We start from the raw sequence: 21,121 nt of genomic DNA, 5'->3' as shown, positions 1-21,121 counted from the left end.
GGAAACGGGAGGAGAGGTCGAATGAAACCCTTGAATGATCTGACATTGGGGCAAAAGGTAGGACAATTGTTGATGTGTGGATTTCACAGTCAGCACGCAGATGAACAGGTTACTCGCTTAATCCGTGACTATCACGTCGGCGGCGTCATTTATTTCCGGCGTAATGTCGAAAGTGTAGATCAATTGACACGGCTGTCCGCCGAACTGCAAGATATGGCTGCTGAAGCGGGGGCCCTACCACTCATGATTTCGGTGGACCAGGAAGGTGGCATGGTTGCACGGATTGACCAAGAGGGAATGACCCAAGTGCCGGGTAATATGGCACTTGGTGCGACAGGCAATCCGGAATATACACTGGAGTGTGCTCGAATTCTGGGTTGTGAGTTAAAAAGCATCGGTATTGATATGAACCTTGCGCCAGTGGTCGACGTGAATAACAACCCGCTTAACCCGGTTATCGGTGTGCGTTCGTATGGTGAACATGCTGAAAGTGTGGCCGCTCATGGCATAGCAGCCATCACCGGATATCAATCACAGGGCATAGCTGCTACTGCCAAACATTTTCCGGGGCACGGAGATACCGCCGTAGATTCTCATCTTGGTATGGTTACGGTACCTCATGATCGAAACAGGCTGGAACAGATGGAGTTGTTGCCGTTCCGCAAGGCGATTGAGGCCGGAGTTGATGCTATTATGACAGCTCATGTGATGTTCCCTTCGATTGAGCCCGAGCCCATTCCGGCAACGTTGTCACATAAGGTGTTAACGGGTCTGCTACGTGAGGAAATGGGTTTTGAAGGCATTATTATTACAGACTGTCTTGAAATGCATGCGATATCCAAGCCATATGGGGTAGCTGAAGCTGCCGTTCGTGCTGTGGAAGCAGGAGCAGATCTGATTCTGGTGAGTCATACCTTGCAAGATCAGGTTGCTACGCTGGAAGCCATTGTGGAAGCAGTTCAAACGGGCCGGATCTCGGAAGAGGTTATTCATCAGGCGGTTGAACGCATTATGACATGGAAAAAAAAGCGCTGTGGCCAGCAGAATGATCATCTGGTTTCGCCGAAAGCGAGTGAAACGGTCGAAGCAACCGATGTTGAACCTGTTGATTGCACTAAACCCACTGAGCCCAACGAATTGACGTTGTTCAAGATTGCTTCAAGCAGTATTACCATCGTTCATAATGATGGGCTGTTGCCGTTGGACCCAGAGAAGGGCGTATATGTCATCTGGCCTGAGGTTGTGCAACGGACAGAGGTGGATGAACCATGGTCCCATACAGAATCGTTGGGTATGGCGTTATCGCAGCTGCGAGGCAGAGTTCGTGAGCACAAAATTACAACGCAGCCCACTTATGATGAAACAGATCGGATATTGGCTGATGTGTCAGATAGTGAACAAGTTATCGTATGTACGTACACATCGGCAGGTCATCTTCCGAAAGGGCAACAGTTTTTGGTTGAAAAGCTTAGTGAAAATCATTCGCTGATTGTAATTGCTCTACGCAATCCATATGATCTGCTGGAGATCTCGAGGCCGGGTAGTTATGTATGTACATATGAGAATACACCTGCAGTTGTTCGGGTACTGTCCCATGTGTTAACAGGTGGACTGCAGCCAACAGGAAGTCTACCTGTCCGTTTGCGCTAGACCTATTTAATCCTTACATCTCTCTGCGATATGGTGCTAATTAACCATCTCCTGGAGAGATTTTTTTGTTGGAATTTTCTATTGGTTAATTTTGGGATATGAATGCCAAAAAGATAATTGATAGATAACTATTTTCATAGTATTTTCCTTCTATTAAAAGTTTACAATTCTCCTCTTAACTTTTTAGCAACTTTTCCCGGTTCCAAGCGTCTAATAATATGACTTTTTGAGGGGGATATTTATAAAATGGGAGCAGAAGGAGCCAAAGACAAAGAATGAATTTGAAGAAGAAATTGTCCATACTTACCGCTTTTGCTGTGTTTCAGGCGTTTGCAGTGATTCCTGCCAATGCACAATCAGCAGATCAGAGCGATACTACATCAGTGAATACAGCCAAAGTTAAATCCGTGGAGGTTGTGAAGAAAGAACAGACCATCGCGGAATCCGAAGTGAAATCCGGAACAAACACTCCAACATCAAATAATGAAACAACTGAAGAAGTGAACCCTCCTGAGACAGATGTTCCTACAGGAACAGACGCGACTCCTGTTGAGCCGGTAATTGAACCTATGGACGAAGAAGGTACAGCTGAGGAAACACCAGCACCTGCACCAGTAGAAGTGGAGCAACCATCTACAGGCGGTTCATCTGTTGCTGGAGGCCGGGGTGGAGACCTCACTCTTTATATGAACAGTAATAAAATGATGCAAGATGGCAAAACATATCTTGCTGGACAGCCGATGGCTGTAAAAAATGGTGTATCCTATGTAGCGATCCGTGCGCTCGTTGATCGGGTTGGCTATGATGTCAAATATGATAACACAACTAAAGAAACGATCATTATTAGTGGTGAAGATGAGCTGCGTTTCAAAACAAACAGCAAGATCTATACCGTTAATGGTGTGTCGAGAACGATGAAGGGCGCGGCTTATCAACAAAAAAATACGTTCATGGTGCCGTTGACTTCAATTACACAGGCTCTGGACATTACGTATAAAGTAAATCAATCTGCCAAAACGGTTGTATTGAATCTGAGTACCAAACCGGTGGCAAGCTTCACGGTACAAAAAGAGGTTTTTGCCGGAGACCAGGTAACCTACACAACCAGATCCAGCTCTCCCAAGGGACTCAGCATTGTAGATGAGCGTTGGACAGGCCGTCAGGATTCATTCGACCAACCAGGTGTATACACAGTAACCTATGCGGTTCAGGATTCAAGTGGTCAATGGAGCGATCCGTATTCGGTTACGATTAAGGTTGAAAGACCGAATCTGCCACCTGTCGCGATGTTTACGACAGATAAAGAAGAATACAAAATGGGTGAGAAAATCACTTATATTGATCAAAGCACAGATGATGAGAATGCAATTGTAAAAACCGAATGGGATAACAATGCACTTGCATTCTTTGTTCCAGGACCGAAGACCGTAACGATTACAGTTACCGATAAACATGGTGCTAGCGATAGCTATACCAAGATGATCAATATTACGGGAGAAACACTTTATAGTGTGACTGACTTTAATCAATTGTTCACACCAGTCGGTGAGAAGTTCACTTTTGACGGTGGTGGAGTACCGGCATTGGAGAAAGTACCTTTCACTTATTATGATGAACCAAGTCTGCTGATCCGCAGTAACAGCCCTGAAACCGTGAATACGGAAGGCATTGTGTACAAGGAATCTTCCTTTGGACAGACACGCTTCATGATTCACCATGTGAACAACACGGGCAAAAGCGTAAAAATGTATGTTGTAGCGACAAACAACAATGCATACACGGCATCCATTGACCAGCAAAACATGGGTTTTGCAGGACCGTCTCCTTTTGCAACGGTAGCTGGAAAGCTGTCCATTGACCGTTGGTTCCAGTCGATGCAGAATGGTACCGGACAAAAGAAAGTGTACATCCAGCCAGGAGAAAGCAAGCTGATTCTTAATGATCTGAGCGTTCTTCCGATGAAACAGGGACAAGTCATTTCCTTGTATTCGGATGTATTCAGTGACTATGAACTGGATTACAACATTATCATGATCGAAGAAAACAAGGACCCGATGGAAGTGTTATCGAGCCTGCCGGTTCTGGATCGTGATGGAGTTCACAACCGTGGTACCTATCCAAATGCAACACGGATCATTACGTATGACCAAGAAGTAGGGTCGAAACCTGCACGTCTTCCACTTGGAGACAATGCAAGTGATCCAAATCTTGTGGGAACGGACCCTATGGCTTTCACTGAAGCGTCCAACGCAGGTAACTTCGGTGTATTGTACAAAATTACATTGAATAATGTTGCTCCGCGCACTTTGATTTCATTCAACCCTCGTGGAGGCAGATATTCAGGTGTGGCACTCGTGAATGGACAGGTCGTTCAGATTTCCACAGGTAAATCTGTAACTGCACCTAATGAGCAAAGTGTTATGTATCGCACAGGTTCGTACGGCGAGAGTGTAACCATTCTCTTCTCGGCGGCACCAGGAAGTAACTTGCCTGTTAACCTGCTGTTCACGCCGCTTCCGGCTGAAAAGTAATAACATGAACATGCACGGACGGTTTGGAGTGAAAGCTTATATCATATATACCCGTTCACCCCAAAAGTCGCCCGAACGATTGATCATCTGAACCGTCAGGAAGGGACTCCATCAAAATGTAATGTCATTAGCTCAAGCTAGACTAATGGCAATGCATGTGCATGGAGTCCTTTTTATGTGATGTTAAAATGACCTAACCCGGTGTCTTCGTTGACTCTAATCGTAATTTGATGCATTATTAGAGGTATACAAGAAAGCAAAAGTTTTTGCTTTTGCCGAATAAACTGTCGCTCTATGAATGATGCAAAATGCTCGTATGACAGGAGGTGCTTTAGATCATGCTGTCGACAGAACAGATTATTTCGACCATGTCCTCACAGGGGCTTCGCATTACCGATCAGCGGAAAACACTGGCCCGGTTATTTGCCGAGTCTCCCGGGTATCTTACACCCAAGGACGTCTATGAATATATGGGTAAGACTTACAGCGGACTGAGTTTTGACACAGTATATCGTAATTTGCGGGTGATGCAGGAACTGGGTGTACTGGAACAGGTCATCTTCGAAGATGGCGTTAAATTCAAAGCGCACTGTAGTGAAGATCATCATCACCATCATATGATCTGTCTGAAGTGTCAGAAGACATATCCTATTATTTTTTGCCCGATGCAGCTTGCAGATGCGCCTGAGCAATTTCAGGTTGTAGACCACAAGTTCGAGGTATTTGGATATTGTAAGGACTGTGCAGAGCATGCTCCGGCCAAAGCGGCATCGGGACATACACACGCTCATGGGAAGCACTGACCATGAAGTTATCGCGCAGAATTGCTCAGGCACCTATTCGGGTGTACCGCAACTATATCTCTCCATTAACACCGCCAACATGTCGGTTCTATCCGAGCTGTTCGGCTTACGCCATGGAGGCGATTGAAGTGCACGGTGCGCTCAAAGGTTCGTTGTTAACAGCGAAACGTATTGCCAAATGCCACCCGTTTCATCCAGGCGGTGTAGATCTGGTGCCACCAAAGGCGGAAAAGTCTATGATGGTATCAGAGTAACGATGTTGCCTGAAGTATTCGGGTGGTATGGAAGCAGGCCAGGATTGAACTTGAGTATGCTGTCCACTTGACAAAGGGGTCCGCATTTCAGTATATTTTTCCTATATGATTTTCCAGTGAAGGGATAAGTACAGACACACCCCCAGTGCAGAGAGCCGGATGAGCTGAGAACCGGTCTGGGAGGAGGATGGAATATGGTCCCGGAGGAACCTCTTTCGAGCGTGCAGACAGTGATTTCAGAGCTGCTGTCGTAAGGCTGAGGCGTGATCCAGCGTTAATGGGCGGTCGAAGGACCGACAGAGCCTGTGTTTTGCGAAAAACATGGGGAATTTGGGTGGTAACACGTGAGAGCAACTCTCGTCCCATAGGGGCGGGAGTTTTTTGTGTTCTTTTTTAGTTGTTTTGGACGAAGGGATCACATGAAGCAGGAACATTTGAAGGAGGAGAAGTCATTCATGGCTGACCAAAAAACATTTTATCTGACAACCCCGATTTATTATCCGAGTGACAAATTGCATATTGGGCATGCGTATACAACTGTGGCGGGAGATGCGATGGTTCGCTACAAGCGTCTACGCGGTTATGATGCTCATTATCTGACAGGAACCGATGAACATGGCCAGAAGATTGAGCGCAAGGCACAAGAGAAAGGACAGACACCGCAAGCTTTTATCGACGATATCGTTGTGGGGATCAAGGAACTGTGGAACAAGTTGGACATTTCCAATGACGACTTTATCCGTACAACCGAAGAACGTCACAAAACCATTGTTCAGGATATCTTTGACCGTTTGCTGAAACAGGGAGATATCTACAAAGGGGAGTACGAAGGCTGGTACAGCATTCCGGATGAGACGTATTACACAGAGACTCAACTGGTGGATGTAGAGAAGAATGAGAATGGTGAGATTATCTCGGCCAAGAGCCCGGATAGCGGACACCCAGTTGAATTGGTCAAAGAAGAATCTTACTTCTTCCGTATGAGCAAATATGCAGATCGTTTGTTGAAATATTATGAAGAGAACCCGGGCTTTATTCAGCCGGAATCCCGTAAGAACGAGATGATCAACAATTTCATCAAGCCAGGTCTTGAAGATTTGGCCGTATCGCGGACTACATTTGAATGGGGCGTCAAAGTTAAAGGCGATCCAAAACACGTGGTTTACGTGTGGATTGATGCGTTGTCCAACTATATTACAGCACTAGGCTACGGTTCATCCGATGCATCCCTGTATAACAAGTTCTGGCCTGCGGATGTTCATCTGGTAGGTAAAGAAATTGTTCGTTTCCATACGATCTACTGGCCAATTATGTTGATGGCGCTGGACTTGCCTTTGCCGAAGAAAGTGTTTGCACACGGCTGGTTGTTGATGAAGGATGGCAAGATGTCCAAATCAAAAGGTAATGTCGTTGATCCAGTGACTCTGATTGACCGTTACGGTCTCGATGCACTGCGTTATTACCTGCTGCGTGAAGTACCGTTTGGTTCCGATGGTACGTTTACACCGGAGAGCTTCGTAGAGCGCGTTAACTCCGACCTCGCGAACGATCTGGGTAACCTGTTGAACCGTACCGTTGCCATGGTAGACAAATATTTTGAAGGCAAAGCGCCTGCGTTTGCTTCGAATGTAACGGAATTTGATGCTTCGCTGGAAGAAGCAGGCCATGTTACAGTGGAAAAAGTGGAACAGGCGATGGAAAACCTGCAGTTTTCCGTAGCACTGACAGCGATCAGCCAGTTTGTCAGCCGCACCAACAAATATATTGATGAGACGCAGCCATGGGCGCTGGCTCGTGATGAAGCAAAACGCGATGAATTGGCATCCGTTATGGCTCACCTGATCGAAAGCTTGCGAATTGCTTCTATTCTGTTGCAACCGTTCCTGACACGTGCTCCTCATAAAATCTGGGCACAGCTCGGCATTCAGGAAGGTGAACTTACGGCTTGGGATACAGCCAAGCAATGGGGTCTGGTTCCAACTGGAAACGCATTGCAAAAAGGTGATCCAATCTTCCCACGTTTGGATTCCGAACAGGAAATTGCTTATATCTCCGAAGCAATGACTGGTGGCCAAAAAGCAGCACAGCCTGAAACAAGTCAAGCAGATGCTGGAGCTTCAGCAGCTGTTGAACCTGTAACTGCACCTGAAGGTACCGAAGAGATCGGGATTGACGATTTTGCCAAAGTTGAACTGCGTGTCGCGCAAGTCATTGCCTGCGAACCGGTCAAAAAAGCGGATAAGTTGCTGAAATTGCAGCTCGATCTGGGTTATGAGCAGCGTCAGGTCGTATCTGGAATTGCGAAGTTCTATTCGCCAGAAGAGATGGTTGGACGCAAAGTCATCTGTGTCACGAACCTCAAACCGGTGAAACTTCGTGGTGAGTTGTCTCAGGGTATGATCCTTGCAGCATCCCATGGCGACCAACTTACACTTGCTACAGTACCAGACAACATGCCTAATGGCGCACAAGTGAAATAAAAATATAAATGAATCGAAAATCTATTTTTATTGAGTTATGAAATTGATTCAAAGTCTGTCATAAAAATGACTCAAGGTGGCCCGATATAATTCGGGTCCCTTTTTTTGTTGATATAATTCGTATCTGACGGGAAGAGAACAAGCATATACTGTTATGAACTCCGTACTTCAGGAAAGAATGAATAGGACGGGATAGCTTGACAAGTAGGTTCAGGTTACCTATAATTCTTTCAGTAATGTTTACGATTAAGAGATGCGGAGTGAATCATAATGACATTTTATAAAGTGCAACATCAAGCTCAGGATAACCGGACAGGCACGACGAGCAAAAGAGGCAACATGAAGTTACTGTGGACGGGTTTGCTTATTCTCACTTTGCTGGTATTGTCAGCGTGTGGGCAGGATAGTTCCAATAGTGCGAAGATTGTGGAAGGCAAGGTAAACGTTGTGACGACATTTTATCCTGTATATGCTTTTACGACTGCAATCGGTGGTGAGGATGCCAATGTCATTAACCTGCTGCCAACGGGAGTAGAGCCACATGACTGGACTCCGAAGAGTCAGGATATTGTTAATACGTCCAAGGCACAGCTGTTTTTCTATAATGGAGCTGGACTGGAAGGATGGGTGCCAAATTTCCTGAAGTCGCTGAATAGTGATACTCAGGTGAAGTCTGTTGCCGTCAGCGAAGGTGTTAAGCTGTTAACCGCTGAGGGTGATGATGGGCACGGTCACGGCGAAGAGCACGAAGACGAGCATGCGGATGAACATACAGATGAGGCTACCAGTGAAGATGTCGCTGATCATCATATTGATCCACATACGTGGGTTAGTCCGAAATCAGCCATGATCATGGCTGAAAACATCAAAAATAGTCTGGTCGAGGCAGATCCTGATCACAAAACAGGTTACGAACAACGTTATGAAGAGCTTCGTACGAAGCTTGAGACGCTGGATCAGCGTTTTACAGATGAATTGGCTAACGTACCAAACAACGAAATTGTTGTCTCGCACCAAGCGTTTGGCTACCTTGCACGTGATTATGGATTAACCCAGCATGCCATTATGGGACTTTCCCCGGATGCTGAACCGACAGGACAGGATATTGTGAAGCTTGCGAAACTCGTTAAAGATGAAGGCATTAAATACATTTTCTTCGAAGAGCTGGTATCTGACAAATTGGCGAAAACATTGGCAAGTGAAGCAGGAGTGGAGACCATGGTCCTTAATCCGGTTGAGGGATTGACCAAGGAGCAGGCAACAAACGGGGATGATTATTTCACCCTCATGGAGAAAAATTTGCAAAATCTGCTGATCGCATTAAAATAAGATATAATGAAGAATTCAGATCGAAGAGTCTTTACCGTTCACGGTGAAGGCTCTTAGGACGCTATGGGATTCTTATATATAATGAAGGGCGGCTTTGCCATGCAGCAAATCATGCCACTATGTCATGATCCAATTATAGAGATCGAGAAACTATCATTTTCCTATGGGGACCAGCGAGTGATTGAGAATCTCGATTTTATGGCCCAGGAACGGGATTTTGTCGGGATTATCGGTTCCAATGGGGCGGGTAAAACGACATTGCTGCGCATGCTGGTAGGACTTCTTCCTCCTGCGCAGGGAGATATCAAACTATTCGGACAGTCGATCCGCAGGTTCAAGGACTGGGACCGAATCGGGTATGTGCCTCAAAAGAATGCATTTAACCCGTTGTTCCCTGCGACCGTTCGTGAAGTGGTCATGTCAGGCTTGTATAATAACAAAAACATGTTCCGTCGTATGTCTCGCAAATGTCAGCAACAGTGCACGGATGCGATGCAGGTCATGCGGATTGAGGATCTGGCGAACAAACGAATTGGTCAATTGTCCGGCGGACAGCAGCAGCGTGTATTTTTGGCACGAGCGCTTATCAATCACCCGGATCTGTTGATTCTGGATGAACCTACCGTAGGTATTGATGCTGAATCACAGGCCAGTTTCTTTGAACTGATTACCCATATGCATGAACATCACCGAATGACTTTTCTAATGGTGTCTCATGATATGGATCGGATGGAGAGTTATCTGGGTTCTGAAGCTGTGGTAACGAATGGCAAAATTAATTTTCATGTCCGTCATTCGCATGAGGTACAGGATTGTGCTGAGACCAATCTGCAACATACCACTGCACAGGTACGCTAGCCGTATTTATGGCCCATTAGATTAGAGTAAGGCCGAAGGAGTCGTGTTTGTTTTGGAAATATTAATGAGTGATTTTTTTCAGCGTGCCCTGGCCGGTGGATTGTTAATTGGCATTACCGCTCCGTTAATCGGACTGTTCCTGGTCTTACGGCGGTTATCCATGATCGGAGACACTTTGTCTCATGTGACCATTGCCGGTGTTGCACTTGGATTCCTGATTGAAGTGTATCCCATTGCGGTAGGCTTGATATTTGCCGTGCTTGCTTCATTTGCGATAGAGAAATTGCGCAAAGCGTACAAGAGTTACGCCGAATTATCGATTGCCATTATCATGTCCGGTGGCGTGGCTCTTGCTTCCTTGTTCTTCACGCTGGGCAAAGGGTATAATGCAGATGTCATGAGTTATTTGTTCGGCAGTATATATACATTAGACGCTACGGATCTGAAGCTTGTAGGTGTGGTTACGCTGATCGTGGTGATTGTAGTGGCATTGTTACATAAGGAATTTTTCCTGCTCAGCTTTGAGGAAGATGCGGCAGCGGTTACAGGGTTGCCTGTGAGAATTCTGAACATGTTGATCACTGTGATGACAGCACTTGTCATAAGCACGGCGATCAAGATTGTCGGTGCGCTTCTGGTGTCAGCGCTATTGACGATTCCGGTAGCAGTCAGCCTGTTGATGGCCCGAAGTTTCAAATCCGCTATTATTTTGTCCGTGGTGATTGGCGAAATTGCCGTAGTCCTTGGACTGGTCGTAGCAGGTATCTGGAACCTCGCACCTGGAGCAACGATTGTATTATTGCTGATCATGATGCTGATTCTGACGATGATTGGAAAAAAAGGGTTCCGAGCCTGACGACTGAACGAGCAAGCACGTGAGCCCGGGGAAGGGAGACATCCGCTTCATGCCTGATGTTAATGTATGGATGGCTTTTGTAGCAGGTTTGGTCTCATTTATATCACCATGTTGTCTTCCACTGTATCCATCATACCTCTCCTACATTACAGGTATGACGGTGCAACAATTGAAGGATGACCGCAATCAACGCGAAGTCCGCTTTAAGACCATGACGCATACGCTGGCGTTTATTTTAGGCTTCTCGGCTGTATTTTATTCGCTTGGCCTGGGTGCTGGACTGTTTGGCCAATTTTTCAATGATAACCGAGAACTGATTCGGCAATTGTCTGCTATTTTGATTATGCTTATGGGGTTATTTTTGCTTGGTGTGTTCAAGCCACAGTTTCTGATGAAGGAACGCAAGCTGGATATGAAATGGAAACCAGCAGGCTATCTGGGCTCTTTTATATTTGGTATTGGTTTCTCGGCAGGATGGTCGCCCTGTATTGGCCCCATTCTGGCAACAATCATTGCGATGGCTGCAAGTGAGCCCACAACCTGGCTGGCGTTGATTACAGGTTATACGGCAGGGTTTGCCATACCGTTTTTCATTTTGGCCTTTTTCATCGGTTCGACACGCTGGATTTTACGGTATTCCAATGTCATGATGAAAGTTGGGGGAGCATTAATGTTGTTCCTTGGTGTATTGCTTTTTACAGATCAGATGACGAAGATTACGATCTGGTTGCAGCAGATTACACCAGACTGGATGATTATTTAAACGGATGAACTGAATTCGAGTATTCTTATGTATGGCATAGCAGGCTACATGTTACCAGAGACATTCTGGGTCATGTAACCTGCTTTTTAATCGTTTGTTAGGAATGCCTATACGAGCATATCATTACGGGCAGTCGCGTTTTTCGTTTAGGTGAAGTAATCAATACTGGCTAGTGGGAAATGTTCAAAGATCCGTTCCGTAATGAATTCGCGCAGCGCATCTTGCTGGTCATCCTTATACACATACTTGTACTGACCCCAGCGGCCCCATTTCATCTTACGTTTCTCGATATCCATCTCCAGCTTGGTTTTAGGATAACGTTTCTCAATGGTTGCTTTGGCCGTTTTGGTAAAACGGTGCTGGATCATCTCAAAGGTAAGATCCTTGGTTGCTTCCTCTGGAAGCGTATCTGCCAGCTTCTGCAACAGATCCGAGTATCCTTCTTCCCAGCCTTCATACCACATGATCGGAGCGATAATGAATCCCAGGGGATAACCGGCGTGTGCAATTTTGCCAGCAGCTTCAATGCGTTCCTCAAATCTGGAGGTAGCCGGTTCAAAGTTTTTGATGACATAATCCGAATTGACACTAAACCGGATACGGGTGTGGCCGTTATGTTTAAGGTTCAGCAACGGATCAACGTGATGATATTTGGTTACAAATCGCAAGCGCCCATATTCTTCTTCCGCCATAAAACGAATCAGGTCACTTAAATTCTCCGTGATATGCTCGAGTCCTACGGGATCAGACGTACAGGCAGCTTCAAATCGTGTAATTTCAGGCGCGCGTTCTTCAATGTATCCTTTGGCAGCCTGAATGATCTCCTCGGTATTGACATAGACACGGACATAAGGTTTCGCACCAAGTGTAGTTTGAAGATAACAATAATGGCAGTGCCCCATACAGCCTGTAGAGATGGGAATGGCATATTCCGCTGAAGGTTTCGACTGGTCAAACTTGAGTGTTTTGCGCACACCGACGACCAGAGTACGCTTTGCCATCCGATATTTTTCTTGTTCGGTTTCACCCGGCAAGTTTGTGATTCGGTTATGGGATGTGGTCATCTGATAAGGTATGTTTTTGGATGTCACCCATTCCATAATCCGTTTGCCCTTATCATATTCCAACGCACCGGGTTCAAAATACACCAAATCGGGAATAAAGGGTTTAGTACCTTTTGCTTTACGAACTGGCGGTGAGGCTACACTTGTACTCACGAAATCACTCCTTTCGATGCGGAACTTTGCTTAGTTTGCCTCATTTGGGGAGAAGTCACGCCTGCCAATTACTTGTGTAACAGTGCGCTCCGAACTGTACAGGACTTGCCAATGCGTATTGATAACATGTATCATTATAAGATAGGGACCAGGCACGAATAGGGGCCGGTCAGAGAGAAAAGAGGGAAGCAGATGCCAACGCCCAGTATGGAAGATTATTTGGAGCGTATATACAAATTAATTGATGAAAAGGGCTATGCTCGTGTGTCTGATATAGCTGAAGGACTGGAAGTACATCCTTCATCGGTGACGAAGATGATCCAAAAGCTGGACAAAGACGAGTACCTGATCTATGAAAAGTACCGTGGACTGGTGCTTACGCCAAAAGGCAAAAAGATGGGCAAACGTTTGATGGAGCGCCATCATCTGCTTGAACAATTTTTGACAACGATTGGTGTTCAGGAACAAAATATCTACAATGATGTTGAAGGCATTGAACATCATCTGAGCTGGGACTCCATTACATGCATCGAGTCCTTGGTTGAATACTTCCGTCAGGATGAGAGCCGGTTGCGTGACCTCAAAAACCTTCAGGACGTCATGAGTAATACGGAGTCTTAAGTTTTTTGCAGTGGAATACACATGGTGATCTACAATGAATTGTATCCTGTGATCAAAGGATGCTTCTTGCCGTTTCAATGGCAGGAAGCATTTTTTTGTGTGCAATCACACCATAATTTGGTGATTTCCGCAACTAAACGAACGGAAGGAGCGTCTATTAAACTAGTAGAATTTACCGCAAATTTATAATGATTTTGGAGGACTGCACTAATGAACGTTCGTAAAGGATTGATGCTGCTGCTCATTTTTGTACTTGGATTACAGACAGCAGGCATGACGGCACAAGCGGCCGGGCAGAAGGAAATCGCTATTTTTCTAGACGGAAACCGTTTGGAATCGGATGTATCACCCTACATCTTGCCCAAAGTAAATGTAACGATGGTGCCTCTGCGTGTTATTAGCGAAGGACTGGGTGCGTCTGTTCTATGGTCTCAAGCTACTCGTACCGTGACCATTCAGAAATCCGATTCGGTCATCTCTATGACGAGCGGACGCCAGCAGGCGACGGTGGATAACGCTGTAGTTGGTCTGGATGCATCGGTCGAATTGAAACAAGGTCGGGTCATGGTACCCATTCGATTCGTCAGTGAGAATCTGGGCATTCGAGTGAACTGGAATCAGGCTGCCCAGACCATTGATCTGTACACAGGAGACGAATCAGTCCCAACTCCTGAACCAACCCCGGTAACCCCAGCGGAGCCTGGAGGCACGGGCACTGTACCAGCTTCTGAAGAGATGCGGGGAGCCTGGATTTCCACTGTGAATGGAGACTGGCCTACATCCGGTGCCAAGGGAAATGTAGAGAAGCAAAAACAGGAATATACGAAACAGCTAGATACGTTGCAAGGTATGGGCATTAATGCCGTATTTGTCCAAGTGAGAGCCAATGGGGATGCCATCTATCCTTCCGGTCTGGTACCTTGGAACAGCGTATTGACAGGAACACAAGGTAAAGATCCAGGTTATGATCCCCTCGCGTTTATGGTTGAGGAAGCACACAAACGGGGCCTGGAGTTCCACGCCTGGTTTAATCCGTTTAGAGCAACGAACTCAGCAAGTACATCAAACTTGGCTGCAAACCATATCTCAAAGCTTCATCCCGACTGGATTGTGAATGCATCAGGCAAAATGTATATTAACCCGGGTATCCCGGAAGCCAGACAGCATATTATCGATACGATCATGGAAGTGGTCAATCAGTATGATATTGATGGTGTACATCTGGATGATTATTTCTATCCGTCTAATGTGACTTTTAATGATGATGCAGCCTTCAAAACCTATAACACATTAAATACCAAGGACCGTGCTGAATGGCGCCGGGATAATATCAATCAGTTCGTCAAGCAGCTGGGACAGAGCATTCACAGCGTGAAAGCTAACGTTGAATATGGAATTAGTCCATTTGGTGTGTGGCGTAATAAATCCGTTGATCTGACAGGTTCTGATACCAAAGCAGGAGTAACCGCGTATGACAGCATGAATGCAGATGTGCGGACATGGATTAACCAAGAGTGGATCGACTATGTCGCTCCGCAGGTGTATTGGAGTATGACACTGAGTGTAGCCCGATATGACAAAGTCGTGGACTGGTGGGCGAATGAAGTGGCTAACACAAATGTAAAATTGTATATCGGTCACTCTCCTTATAAGTTAGGTACGCCGGAAATTGGCTGGCAGACTTCACAGGAGATCATCGATCAGCTGAACTACAACAAGAAGTATTCTTCGGTCAAAGGGGATATTTTCTTTAGTTCACAGTACTTGACGAAGAACCCTCTCGACTTGATTGCCAAATTAAAAGCCTACTATGGTCTATAAAACATTTTAACAATACAGTGATAAGACAAACCCTTGTTCTCATAGAGTGGCAGTAGAAACGTGGCTGCCTGGAGAACGGGGGTTTTTTGTTATGTTAATTAACGCGGTGTTTGAAGGTGGAGGCGTCAAAGGGATCTCACTTGCTGGTGCTGTGCAGGGTGCTCAAGACTGCGGCATCCAGTTTAATCGAGTGGCAGGCACATCATCCGGTTCCATTGTAGCTGCTCTGCTAGCGGCCGGTTACAGGGCCGAGGAGATGAAAGTCATTATTGAGAATACCCCCTTTGTTTCATTGCTGCGTCGTTCCCCCATATTTAATACCCGATGGATCGGACCCGCGGCAAGGCTGTTCTTGAAGAAAGGACTATATTCGGGAGAAGCGCTGGAATCATGGATTCGCAAGATGCTGGAGCAGAAAGGGATTCGCACATTCGCTGACTTGCCACAAGGTAAGTTGCTTATTACCGCATCCGATATATCCAATGGGACCATTCTGGTGCTGCCAGACGATATTCGGCGGTTCGGCATTGACCCTGCGAAGTTGGATGTTGCAAAGGCGGTACGTATGAGTTGCAGTATCCCGTATTTTTTCGATCCGGTAGTCATACGCAAATCACCAGTATTCTCCAAAGGCCTTCCTTTTCAAGATCAATTTGTGTATGTCGTGGATGGTGGATTGCTTAGCAACTTTCCGTTGTGGCTCTTCGATGGTGATCGTTCGGAACGAGGAGGAGACGTCATTCCGGTTGTCGGATTCAAAATGGTGGGGAAGACGGAAGTGGAACCTGCCCGGATTAAAGGACCGCTAAGCATGCTTCAGGCCCTTGTAGAGACGATGCTCACAGCACATGATGAACGCTACATCGAACAGATTAACCGGTTTCGTACAGTGAAGATACCAACGCTTGGCATTAAACCGACGCAATTTCATTTATCGTTACAGGATAGCACAGCCTTATATCGATCAGGCGCAACCGCAGGGAACGAGTTTTTCAACGGATGGAATATGAAAATGTATGATGAACAGCTGGACAAACAAAGAAAAGAATTGCGCAAGAAACAGGCAGAAGCTCCACCTCTGATTCCTGTATAAACGTGAAAAAAGCAATTCTCCGCATGTTGGGAGAATTGCTTTTTTGGTTGTTCAGTACCTTTTAGTGAAATTTCGGTATATCTTCATCGCTTTTCCCTTTTTGTCCCTGAATCACTTGGAAAGGATAATCCTTACGTTTCTTTGAAGAGCCGCTGCTCTTTCTGGCACTGGACTGTGCATTGACTTTTGCCATGGTTCGTGCCGATGGCTTAATCTTTGGTGATTTGGTTTTGCTTGCCCAGCGACGAGGCGGATATTTGTACAGCAGGAATACGGCTCCGAACACGACCAGAGGAATAATGATCCTGGATGGACTAGCGTTCCCCAGCCAAGTCAAGACTCCAACAGCAGCTAGTGCGATGAACGTCCAAAATAAGATTGCCTGCTTGTTCATATCATTCACCCTTTCACAGGATCGAGTGTTGCAACAGGTACTTCTGACGTAGCAGAGACATTGGCAAGCTTGGCATCCAACTCACGCATGCGGTTAAACGAAGCAATGGATACTTCTACCTGTTCGTTGGTCGGCTCTTTTGTTGTCAGCAATTGTAGCCACAATCCCGGGTATCCGAGATAACGCAGTACAGGAATATCACGTACTGAATTCGTGAGCTTTAACAGTTCAAAAGAAATGCCTAGCACAACTGGCAATAACAACAGACGCTGACCCATCCGTTCCCAGAGGTTATCGTACGTGAAGAGGGAGTATAGAAACACTCCAATGATGACAGTCAACATAATGAAACTGCTTCCGCAGCGGTAGTGCAGTCGGCTGTACTTTTGCACGTTCTCCGGTGTCAGTTCTTCACCAGCTTCATGTGCGCTGATTACTTTGTGTTCCGCTCCATGATACTGGAAGAGACGTTTAATCATCGGCGTCTGTGAGATTAACCACAGATAAGCGAGTAACAGGATCAGCTTAATGCCGCCTTCCAGTAAATTATGCAAAAACTGATTGTCGAATGCATTTTTGAATAGAAAATTCTCGATAACAACAGGAAGCAATGTGAGCACAACTTTACCAAAAAGGAATGAAAGGATGGCGACGGCGGTCACACCAATGATCATGCTTAGGCTCCAGCCCGAACCTTCTTTCTCTTTTTGCTTGGCTTTCTCTTCCGGTTCCAGTTCATCATCAGCATAGGCGTCAGCAGAATAATTGAGATGTCTGCTACCTTTGACACTTGAATCTATAATGCTGACAATTCCGCGTAATAAAGGAATCCGCCGCAATTTCATGACCCAGGACTTGTCTTGCTTGGGAACTTCCAGATACGTAATTTCGCCGTCTTTTCTACGAACAGCTGTAACGTTGACATGTTTCCCACCGAACATTACGCCTTCAATGACAGCTTGCCCCCCATAGCTGACAGGCTTGGATTGTTGAGGCAAATTATTCACCTTCCTATTCTGTTCTTGGCCTTCGCGATCAAAGGCAGTTTAATAACCCTATTGTATCGAATTTTGAGACCAATTTCTAGTTTGTGAGTCAAACCTTGAAGGATGTTGTTAAGATTGTCCTGTTTTGAACATACTACCTCGTAGAATCGGAGCGGTAATTCGAGGCGTAATGCGAGATTATCAACTGAATGAAGGAGAATATCGATGACAGAACGTAAGCATGAAGATACATCACAAGATAAAGGTCAACGTCCCAATGAGAGACAGCAAAAAGACAAGGGCAGGCGCCCTACCCAGAGGCAAGGCCAAGCACACTACTACACCAAGCCATTTTCCTTTGCGTTAGAGCTTGGCTTCTTTGCTGGTTTTATCTGGGGCGGGCTGCATTGGCTATTCTATCTGTTGCATTTTACAATTGTACCTGTCGGATTTCTGGCCGAGCCTTTTTTCAAACATGAATATATATATACCGCAGCAGGACATTTGACAGGCTGGCTGTTTTTTATCGTCTTTTCCATCTTGGCATCCTTACTCTACACGTTCACGATTAGAAAACTGAAAGGGCCGTTACCCGGCATGGTATATGGAATCGTCTGGTGGCTGATTCTCTTTATACTGGTAGGACCCAAACTGGGGATGATGAAACCTTTGAACGGTTTAACGTGGGATTCAATCATCACGGAACTCTGTTTCTTTTTGCTGTGGGGGCTGTTCATTGGTTACACGGTAGCCATGGAGTACACGGACGAACGCAAACGCGAGCCGGAGCAAGCGGGGGCATAGCGCAAAAAAGCTTCTCAATCCGGCAATGCCTGTGTTAAAATAGCAGATGGTTATTTGCAGAGAGGGTGGAGCAGCGATGAAACGAATTATTGTGATCAATGGTCCGAACCTGAACATGCTTGGTGTACGCGAACCGGGCATCTATGGAACGCTTAGTCTGAAGGATATTGAGGACAAAATTCGCAGACAGGCTGATGAAATTGGCGTCTCCATCGCTTTTTATCAATCGAACCATGAAGGGGACATCATTGACCGCATTCATGCAGCGATGGGTGAGGCAGACGGAATAATATTGAATGCCGGAGCATTTACCCATTATAGCTATGCTATACGTGATGCAATCAATGCTGTAAAAGTCCCTACAGTGGAAGTACATCTATCCAACATTCATGCACGCGAAGCGTTCAGACATCATTCAGTGATTGCAGCGGAAACAATCGGGCAGATTGCCGGATTTGGCGAAGTAAGCTATGAACTGGGATTGCTGGCTCTTGTGCGTCATCTGGACAAACAAACCTGAGCCGGGAACCCGGGAATGTGAGAGAAAGAAGGGTTACCGATGGAAAACAAACGAGTAAATAAGTTGCGTGAAGCCATGCGTGAGCATGAACTCACTGCAATGCTGATTACAAACCCGATTAACCGTCGTTATATGACGGGTTTTACAGGCTCGGCGGGATATGTGCTGATTACGGAACAGGATGCATATCTGCTGACTGATTTCCGTTATATGTCACAAGCGCCTCAGCAAGCCAAAGGATTTACCGTTGTGGAGCATGGAGCTAAGCCGATGGATACGGTGCGCGAACTGCTGACATCCGCGAATATCAAAGAAGTGGGCTTCGAGCAGGATAGTGTCACATTTGGCACGCATTCCGCTTATGCAGAAGCACTTCAATCTATCGAACTGAAAGCTGTATCCGGGATCGTGGAACAACTTCGTATGTTCAAGGATGAAGACGAGATCGCGGTCATGCAGAGAGCAGCAGATCTGGCGGATGCCACGTTTAGCCACGTTTTGCAGTTTGCAAAACCAGGTATGACGGAGCGTGAAGTGGATCTGGAGATGGAGTTTTTCATGCGCAAACATGGAGCAACGTCCTCTTCGTTTGACACCATTGTAGCATCGGGTGAACGTTCTGCTATGCCTCACGGTGTAGCGAGCAGCAAGGTCATCGGACAGAATGAGTTAATTACATTTGACTTTGGTGCACTTTTGGACGGATACTGTTCAGATCTGACACGTACCATTGCAACAGGTACACCTGTACCTGAACTGCGCAAAATTTATGACATTGTACTGGAAGCTCAGTTACATACGCTGGAGAACCTGAAACCGGGCATGACCGGACGGGAAGCAGATGCATTGGCTCGTGATATCATTGCAGGTCACGGATATGGAGATCAATTCGGACACAGCACAGGCCACGGTCTGGGTATGGAAGTTCACGAAGCTCCGCGTTTGTCCAAGCTTAGCGACGATGTATTGAAACCGGGTATGGTTGTTACCGTTGAACCGGGTATATATATTGACGGGCTTGGCGGCGTGCGTATCGAGGATGACGTAGTGATTACCGAGACGGGTATTCATATTCTCACGAAGTCGGACAAGAAGTTCACCGTAATCGGCTAAATTACAGCCACAGGGATATAAGACGATTTTTAATATAAAGGTACAGGTTATTGCTGATTGTTATGGACCATTGCAAAAGTAGTGAAGGGAGCGGAATCGATTCTGAAGAAGCGAAGCGCTCGCCTTTGTCTCCTCATTTTAAACCTTATTAAAATCTAGTCGGGAAAATGAGGAGACAACAGCGATCGGAGGAACGATCCGAACCCGTAACGGTCACATCGCACATGGTCATCAATTCAGAATAAACCCACCATTACATTAACCCATCGTCTTATATCACCTACTTTTTAACCATATCAGGAGGGATTTTTTGTGATTTCAGTAAACGATTTTAAAACAGGCTTGACCGTGCAAGTAGATAACGATATCTATACCGTGCTTGATTTCCAACACGTTAAACCAGGTAAAGGCGCTGCCTTTGTACGTTCCAAATTGAAAAACCTGCGTAACGGTAACACCGTTGAAAAAACATTCCGTGCAGGCGAAACGATTGGTCGTGCCATCATCGAAAACCGTGGCGTATCTTATCTGTATGCAAGCGGTACAGAACACACGTTCATGGATAACGAAACATATGATCAGTTCACATTGACTAGTGATCAACTGGAATGGGAATTGAACTTCCTGAAAGAAAACATGGTCGTTAAGATTGTTAGCTACCAAGGTGAAATCCTCGGAATTGACTTGCCAACAAGCGTTGAGTTGAAAGTCATCGAGACTGAGCCAAGTGTTAAAGGTAACACTGCACAAGGCGCTACCAAAAATGCAAAAGTGGAAACAGGCTTGAACGTACAGGTTCCTTTGTTCATTAACGAAGGTGACGTTCTCCTGATTGACACACGTGAAGGTAAATACTCTTCCCGTGCGTAACTTTCACAGCTTGTAAGCTAAAAAAGGTTATTAACAACCCTTTGCCATTCCTTTGGCAGAGGGTTTTTTCGAAAAAAGATTAGCCTATCAGGCGCTTTCGTAATATACTGGGTTAAAGTCATTTCTCGTAGAGAATAATGACGATGGACATTAATTAT

Annotated in this window: 19 protein-coding genes; 16 read left to right on the top strand and 3 right to left on the bottom strand. The window is 45.9% G+C overall.

Annotated elements, in window-relative coordinates; all coding sequences use genetic code 11:
* The first annotated feature begins 21 nt into the window (after positions 1–21).
* The 9 genes from nagZ to MHI55_RS20565 all read left to right on the top strand — a co-directional run bounded on the left by nagZ (position 22) and on the right by MHI55_RS20565 (position 11,524).
* On the top strand, positions 22–1,650 hold the full coding sequence (gene nagZ, locus MHI55_RS20605) for a beta-N-acetylhexosaminidase (RefSeq protein ID WP_340386725.1): 1,629 nt from the start codon (positions 22–24) through the stop codon (positions 1,648–1,650).
* 275 nt (positions 1,651–1,925) lie between these two features.
* On the top strand, positions 1,926–4,181 hold the full coding sequence (locus MHI55_RS20600; protein ID WP_036614422.1) for a stalk domain-containing protein: 2,256 nt from the start codon (positions 1,926–1,928) through the stop codon (positions 4,179–4,181).
* A 338-nt stretch (positions 4,182–4,519) separates the two neighbouring features.
* Positions 4,520–4,984: a Fur family transcriptional regulator gene (locus MHI55_RS20595; RefSeq protein WP_017687564.1), complete on the top strand. Its 465-nt coding sequence runs from the start codon at positions 4,520–4,522 to the stop codon at positions 4,982–4,984.
* 2 nt (positions 4,985–4,986) lie between these two features.
* Entirely contained in the window at positions 4,987–5,238 is a 252-nt protein-coding gene (gene yidD / locus MHI55_RS20590) for a membrane protein insertion efficiency factor YidD (protein ID WP_017687565.1), read from the top strand.
* Positions 5,239–5,657: 419 nt separating this feature from the next.
* Positions 5,658–7,718, top strand: a complete 2,061-nt coding sequence (metG, locus tag MHI55_RS20585) for a methionine--tRNA ligase (protein ID WP_315371686.1) — start codon at positions 5,658–5,660, stop codon at positions 7,716–7,718.
* Positions 7,719–8,057: 339 nt separating this feature from the next.
* Positions 8,058–9,047 (top strand): zinc ABC transporter substrate-binding protein, encoded by a 990-nt coding sequence (locus MHI55_RS20580; RefSeq protein WP_340390621.1) that lies wholly within the window; start codon positions 8,058–8,060, stop codon positions 9,045–9,047.
* 99 nt (positions 9,048–9,146) lie between these two features.
* Complete coding sequence (locus tag MHI55_RS20575; RefSeq protein ID WP_036614907.1) at positions 9,147–9,905, top strand: metal ABC transporter ATP-binding protein; 759 nt, start codon at positions 9,147–9,149, stop codon at positions 9,903–9,905.
* 52 nt (positions 9,906–9,957) lie between these two features.
* Positions 9,958–10,761, top strand: coding sequence for a metal ABC transporter permease (locus MHI55_RS20570; protein ID WP_017687569.1), 804 nt, complete (start codon positions 9,958–9,960; stop codon positions 10,759–10,761).
* A gap of 49 nt (positions 10,762–10,810) precedes the next feature.
* Complete coding sequence (locus tag MHI55_RS20565) at positions 10,811–11,524, top strand: cytochrome c biogenesis protein CcdA (protein ID WP_017687570.1); 714 nt, start codon at positions 10,811–10,813, stop codon at positions 11,522–11,524.
* Between the two features lie 146 nt (positions 11,525–11,670).
* Here the strand turns inward: MHI55_RS20565 and splB are convergent, their stop codons facing one another.
* A complete protein-coding gene (gene splB / locus MHI55_RS20560) occupies positions 11,671–12,741 on the bottom strand; it encodes a spore photoproduct lyase (RefSeq protein WP_036614416.1) in 1,071 nt (356 codons plus the stop codon).
* A gap of 192 nt (positions 12,742–12,933) precedes the next feature.
* Between splB and mntR the strand changes: the two genes are divergently transcribed.
* From mntR to MHI55_RS20545, 3 genes are all read left to right on the top strand, one after another.
* Positions 12,934–13,362, top strand: a complete 429-nt coding sequence (mntR, locus tag MHI55_RS20555; protein ID WP_036614415.1) for a transcriptional regulator MntR — start codon at positions 12,934–12,936, stop codon at positions 13,360–13,362.
* A 210-nt stretch (positions 13,363–13,572) separates the two neighbouring features.
* On the top strand, positions 13,573–15,183 hold the full coding sequence (locus tag MHI55_RS20550; protein ID WP_340386723.1) for a family 10 glycosylhydrolase: 1,611 nt from the start codon (positions 13,573–13,575) through the stop codon (positions 15,181–15,183).
* A 91-nt stretch (positions 15,184–15,274) separates the two neighbouring features.
* Positions 15,275–16,276: a patatin-like phospholipase family protein gene (locus tag MHI55_RS20545; protein WP_036614410.1), complete on the top strand. Its 1,002-nt coding sequence runs from the start codon at positions 15,275–15,277 to the stop codon at positions 16,274–16,276.
* A gap of 61 nt (positions 16,277–16,337) precedes the next feature.
* On the opposite strand, the gene MHI55_RS20540 is transcribed toward MHI55_RS20545, so the two are convergent.
* Positions 16,338–16,670, bottom strand: a complete 333-nt coding sequence (locus MHI55_RS20540) for a hypothetical protein (protein WP_036614407.1) — start codon at positions 16,668–16,670, stop codon at positions 16,338–16,340.
* 5 nt (positions 16,671–16,675) lie between these two features.
* Entirely contained in the window at positions 16,676–17,668 is a 993-nt protein-coding gene (locus MHI55_RS20535; protein WP_047843628.1) for a DUF1385 domain-containing protein, read from the bottom strand.
* A gap of 213 nt (positions 17,669–17,881) precedes the next feature.
* On the opposite strand from MHI55_RS20535, the gene MHI55_RS20530 reads away from it, so the two are divergent.
* From MHI55_RS20530 to efp, 4 genes are all read left to right on the top strand, one after another.
* Positions 17,882–18,460, top strand: a complete 579-nt coding sequence (locus MHI55_RS20530) for a YqhR family membrane protein (protein ID WP_340386721.1) — start codon at positions 17,882–17,884, stop codon at positions 18,458–18,460.
* A 76-nt stretch (positions 18,461–18,536) separates the two neighbouring features.
* A complete protein-coding gene (gene aroQ / locus MHI55_RS20525) occupies positions 18,537–18,980 on the top strand; it encodes a type II 3-dehydroquinate dehydratase (RefSeq protein WP_036614400.1) in 444 nt (147 codons plus the stop codon).
* A gap of 39 nt (positions 18,981–19,019) precedes the next feature.
* Positions 19,020–20,093, top strand: coding sequence for a Xaa-Pro peptidase family protein (locus tag MHI55_RS20520; RefSeq protein WP_036674988.1), 1,074 nt, complete (start codon positions 19,020–19,022; stop codon positions 20,091–20,093).
* Between the two features lie 312 nt (positions 20,094–20,405).
* Positions 20,406–20,963 carry an elongation factor P gene (efp, locus tag MHI55_RS20515; RefSeq protein ID WP_017687580.1) on the top strand — a complete coding sequence of 186 codons (558 nt, stop codon included), beginning with the start codon at positions 20,406–20,408 and terminating at the stop codon, positions 20,961–20,963.
* Positions 20,964–21,121: the final 158 nt, after the last annotated feature.

Origin of the sequence: Paenibacillus sp. FSL E2-0151 (assembly GCF_037993015.1) — a bacterium.
Taxonomy (GTDB): domain Bacteria; phylum Bacillota; class Bacilli; order Paenibacillales; family Paenibacillaceae; genus Paenibacillus; species Paenibacillus amylolyticus.
Note: the sequence above shows the minus strand (reverse complement) of the source record. Positions and strands in the feature narration are given on the sequence as shown.

Excerpts from the sequence above, each read along its gene's own strand:
- MHI55_RS20530 (WP_340386721.1), top strand. The coding sequence starts at position 17,882 with ATGACAGAACGTAAGCATGAAGATACATCACAAGATAAAGGTCAACGT.
- MHI55_RS20575 (WP_036614907.1), top strand. The coding sequence starts at position 9,147 with ATGCAGCAAATCATGCCACTATGTCATGATCCAATTATAGAGATCGAG.
- mntR (WP_036614415.1), top strand. The coding sequence starts at position 12,934 with ATGCCAACGCCCAGTATGGAAGATTATTTGGAGCGTATATACAAATTA.
- MHI55_RS20520 (WP_036674988.1), top strand. The coding sequence starts at position 19,020 with ATGGAAAACAAACGAGTAAATAAGTTGCGTGAAGCCATGCGTGAGCAT.
- MHI55_RS20540 (WP_036614407.1), bottom strand. The coding sequence starts at position 16,670 with ATGAACAAGCAGGCAATCTTATTTTGGACGTTCATCGCACTAGCTGCT.
- aroQ (WP_036614400.1), top strand. The coding sequence starts at position 18,537 with ATGAAACGAATTATTGTGATCAATGGTCCGAACCTGAACATGCTTGGT.
- MHI55_RS20545 (WP_036614410.1), top strand. The coding sequence starts at position 15,275 with ATGTTAATTAACGCGGTGTTTGAAGGTGGAGGCGTCAAAGGGATCTCA.
- yidD (WP_017687565.1), top strand. The coding sequence starts at position 4,987 with ATGAAGTTATCGCGCAGAATTGCTCAGGCACCTATTCGGGTGTACCGC.
- MHI55_RS20580 (WP_340390621.1), top strand. The coding sequence starts at position 8,058 with ATGAAGTTACTGTGGACGGGTTTGCTTATTCTCACTTTGCTGGTATTG.
- MHI55_RS20565 (WP_017687570.1), top strand. The coding sequence starts at position 10,811 with ATGCCTGATGTTAATGTATGGATGGCTTTTGTAGCAGGTTTGGTCTCA.
- nagZ (WP_340386725.1), top strand. The coding sequence starts at position 22 with ATGAAACCCTTGAATGATCTGACATTGGGGCAAAAGGTAGGACAATTG.
- MHI55_RS20550 (WP_340386723.1), top strand. The coding sequence starts at position 13,573 with ATGAACGTTCGTAAAGGATTGATGCTGCTGCTCATTTTTGTACTTGGA.
- MHI55_RS20600 (WP_036614422.1), top strand. The coding sequence starts at position 1,926 with ATGAATTTGAAGAAGAAATTGTCCATACTTACCGCTTTTGCTGTGTTT.
- metG (WP_315371686.1), top strand. The coding sequence starts at position 5,658 with ATGAAGCAGGAACATTTGAAGGAGGAGAAGTCATTCATGGCTGACCAA.
- MHI55_RS20595 (WP_017687564.1), top strand. The coding sequence starts at position 4,520 with ATGCTGTCGACAGAACAGATTATTTCGACCATGTCCTCACAGGGGCTT.